This is a genomic window from Hydrogenophaga sp. (assembly GCF_035481345.1).
Lineage (GTDB): Bacteria > Pseudomonadota > Gammaproteobacteria > Burkholderiales > Burkholderiaceae_C > Hydrogenophaga.
On sequence record NZ_DATIGV010000073.1, the window covers coordinates 1 to 3,166 of the forward strand.

The following is a 3,166-nucleotide window of genomic DNA, read 5'->3' on the forward strand; positions in this document are numbered from 1 at the left end:
CAGCGTGGACGCGCTCATGTGCATCTGCTGCGCCAGTTCCACCGCGCGGATCGGCCCGAGCTTGGTGATGTACGACAGCAGCGAGTACTGCGTGATCTTCAGCCCCGCCTTGCCCACCTCGGCGTCGTAGAACGCGCCCACGGCGCGCACCAGTTGGCGCAGCTTGAGGTTGGTGCAGCCCTGCGGCTTGACGGGCGCGGATGACACGGCGGCGACAGTCGACATGGCAATGATTGTATCTACAATTCATGCATATGCAACTTTATCGGAGCAACGAATGAGCGACACCCTGCAACACTGGCTGGACGAGGAGAAAGCCGTGCTCGACGCCATGGCCCGGGGGCCGGGCGCGGGCGTGTCCACGCCCGAGCAGATCGCCGGCAAGAGCGGCCTGGAGCTGATGCAGGCCATGCTGCGCGGCGAGCTGCCCTACCCGCCCATCGCGCCCACCCTGGACTTCACCCTGGTGGCGGTGGGCGACGGCACCGCCACCTTCCAGGGCACGCCGCTGACGCGTCACCTCAACCCCATGGGCACGGTGCATGGCGGCTGGTTCGCCACCCTGCTCGACTCGGCCCTGGGTTGCGCCGTGCACACGAAGATGCCGCCCGGGCGCGCCTACACCACGGCCGAGCTGGGCGTGAACCTGGTGCGCGCCCTCACGCCCAAGGTGCAGCGCGTGCGCGCCATCGGCCAGGTGATCCATGCCGGCCGCCAGCTCGCCACCGCCGAGGCGCGCCTGGTGGGCCCGGACGGCACGCTGTACGCCCATGCCACAACAACCTGCCTGGTCTTCGAGGCGAGGTGACAATCGGGCCCATGCGACTCCTCCACACCATGCTGCGCGTGGGCAACCTCCAGCGCTCGATCGACTTCTACACGAACGTGCTCGGCATGAAGCTGCTGCGCACCTCCGAGAACCCCGAGTACAAGTACTCGCTCGCCTTCCTGGGCTTCGAGAGCAATCCGGCGCAGGCCGAGATCGAGCTCACCTACAACTGGGGCGTGGAGCAGTACGAGATGGGCACGGCCTACGGCCACATCGCCCTGGGCGTGCCCGACGCCTACGCGGCCTGCGAGAAGATCAAGGCCAACGGCGGCAACGTGACGCGCGAGGCCGGTCCGGTCAAGGGCGGCACCACGGTGATCGCCTTCGTGACGGACCCGGATGGGTACAAGATCGAACTGATCCAACGCGCGGACGACCACGCGGCCGGACAGGGTCTGCGCTGAATTCCACCCATGAAAAAGGCCCGATGGAACCGGGCCTTCTTTCCGTGAAACGCGGTGCCGCGCTCAGCGAATGATCACCACCTCGACCCGGCGCGCTTCGGCGTCGGCGCCGCTGCCGGTGGTCACGGCGGGTTTGCTCAGTTCCAGGTTGCCTTCGGCCACGCCCGCGCCCACCAGGGCGTCGCGCACCACCAGGGCGCGCTGCTTGGCCAGCTCGGCGTTGAAGGCCGGGTCGCCGGTGGCGTCGTGAAAGCCCGAGATCACCAGGCGCGAGCCGCCCTTGGCGGCCTCGATGGCCTCGGCCAGGGCCACCAGGGCGCCCGAGGCCAGGTCGGCCTTGCCGGTGGCGAAATAGAACTTCACCACGCCGTTGTCGACCACCACGCTGGCGTCGGTGGCGGAGATCGCCACGGCGCCCGGGGCCGTGGCCGCCGCAGCCGCGGCGGGAGCGCCCGCGGCGGTGGAGGCGCCGGCCTTGTCGCCGCGCGCCTTGAACACGCCCAGGCCCAGCACGCCCGCAATGATCAGCGCGATGAGGGAAATCAGGACGACCGCGACGACGCGCTGTTCGGGTTCGTTATCCTGTGTGGCCATGCGAGAAGCTCCTGTGGTGTGCGTGAATCGGCGAATCCGGCATTGTAGGCAGGGCGGATGAAGGCGCCGCGCACCTGGATCCCCGAGCAGCGAGACGGCGCGGCCATGATGGCCGACACCCTGGCCGACTGGCGGGCGCAGGGCGAGCGAGCGGACCTGTGGGTGTTCGGCTACGCCTCGCTGGTGTGGCGCCCGGAGTTCGACGCCGCCGAAAGCCGCCCCGGCCGCGTGCACGGCCACCACCGCAGCCTGCAGATGTGGAGCCGCGTGAACCGCGGCACGCCGGAGTGCCCGGGCCTGGTGTTCGCCCTGGTCTCGGGCGGCAGCTGCGACGGGCTGGCCCTGCGCGTGCCGCACGAGCAGGTGGAAGAGCTGATGCCGCGCCTGTGGGCGCGCGAGATGCCCAACCCGGTCTACGACCCCAAGTGGCTGCGCGTGAGCACGCCCGAAGGCCCGGTGCGCGCGCTGGCCTTCACGCTGTCGCGCCGCAGCCCCAGCTACACCGGCGTGCTCACGCCCGATCGCTACCGCGACATCTTCTCGCGCTCCTGCGGCCGCTACGGCACCACGCTGGACTACGCGCGCCGCACCTTCGAAGGCCTCAAGGCCCACGGCATCCACGACCACGCGCTGGAAAAGCTGCTGCACCTGGCCGACTGAGCCCGCGCCTCACTACACTGCCCCGCATGAACATCGCCGACCTGCGCAAGAGCTACGAGAAAGCCGAACTGAGCGAGGACGCCTCGCACGCCGATCCGCTGCAGCAGTTCGACCGGTGGCTGAAGGAAGCCATCGCGGCCGAGGTGCCCGAGCCCAACGCCATGACGCTGGCCACGGTGGGCTCGGACCTGCGCCCGAGCACGCGCATCGTGCTCATCAAGGGCTACGACGAGCGCGGCATCGTCTGGTACACGAACTACCACAGCCGCAAGGGCCGCGAGCTGGCGGGCAACCCCTTCGCGGCGCTGCAGTTCCACTGGGTCGAGCTCGAGCGCGTGGTGCGCATCGAGGGCCGGGTGGAATTCACCAGCGCCGAAGAGAGCGACGCCTACTTCCACAGCCGCCCGCTGGACAGCCGCATCGGCGCCTGGGCCAGCCCGCAGAGCGAGGTGATCGAAGGCCGTTCGGTGCTGGTGGCCAACGCGGCGAAGTACGGCGCGCAGTTCCTGCTGAAACCACCGCGCCCGCCGCACTGGGGCGGCTACCGCCTGGTGCCGGACAACTGGCAGTTCTGGCAGGGCCGCAAGAGCCGGCTGCACGACCGGCTGCGCTACCGGCAGCAGGCCGGCGCCTGGGTGCGGGAGCGGCTGGCGCCCTGACCAGCGCTGGCGGGCCAAGC

Annotated in this window: 5 protein-coding genes and 1 pseudogene; 4 read left to right on the plus strand and 2 right to left on the minus strand. The window is 69.9% G+C overall.

Translation table 11 applies throughout. The annotated features are described in order from the left end of the window. Positions 1–225, minus strand: a pseudogene (locus tag VLG41_RS07320) (MarR family transcriptional regulator); the annotation flags it as partial. Positions 226–277: 52 nt separating this feature from the next. Here VLG41_RS07320 and VLG41_RS07325 point away from each other — a divergent pair. Continuing rightward, complete coding sequence (locus VLG41_RS07325) at positions 278–808, plus strand: PaaI family thioesterase (RefSeq protein ID WP_325348737.1); 531 nt, start codon at positions 278–280, stop codon at positions 806–808. Positions 809–819: 11 nt separating this feature from the next. Further along, positions 820–1,233 (plus strand): lactoylglutathione lyase, encoded by a 414-nt coding sequence (gloA, locus tag VLG41_RS07330; RefSeq protein WP_325348738.1) that lies wholly within the window; start codon positions 820–822, stop codon positions 1,231–1,233. A gap of 63 nt (positions 1,234–1,296) precedes the next feature. Here the strand turns inward: gloA and VLG41_RS07335 are convergent, their stop codons facing one another. Next, entirely contained in the window at positions 1,297–1,827 is a 531-nt protein-coding gene (locus VLG41_RS07335) for an OmpA family protein (RefSeq protein ID WP_325348739.1), read from the minus strand. A 57-nt stretch (positions 1,828–1,884) separates the two neighbouring features. Between VLG41_RS07335 and VLG41_RS07340 the strand changes: the two genes are divergently transcribed. Together VLG41_RS07340 and pdxH are read left to right on the plus strand one after the other, a co-directional pair. Further along, positions 1,885–2,487 (plus strand): gamma-glutamylcyclotransferase, encoded by a 603-nt coding sequence (locus tag VLG41_RS07340; RefSeq protein WP_325348740.1) that lies wholly within the window; start codon positions 1,885–1,887, stop codon positions 2,485–2,487. Between the two features lie 26 nt (positions 2,488–2,513). Further along, positions 2,514–3,146 (plus strand): pyridoxamine 5'-phosphate oxidase, encoded by a 633-nt coding sequence (gene pdxH / locus VLG41_RS07345; protein ID WP_325348741.1) that lies wholly within the window; start codon positions 2,514–2,516, stop codon positions 3,144–3,146. Positions 3,147–3,166: the final 20 nt, after the last annotated feature.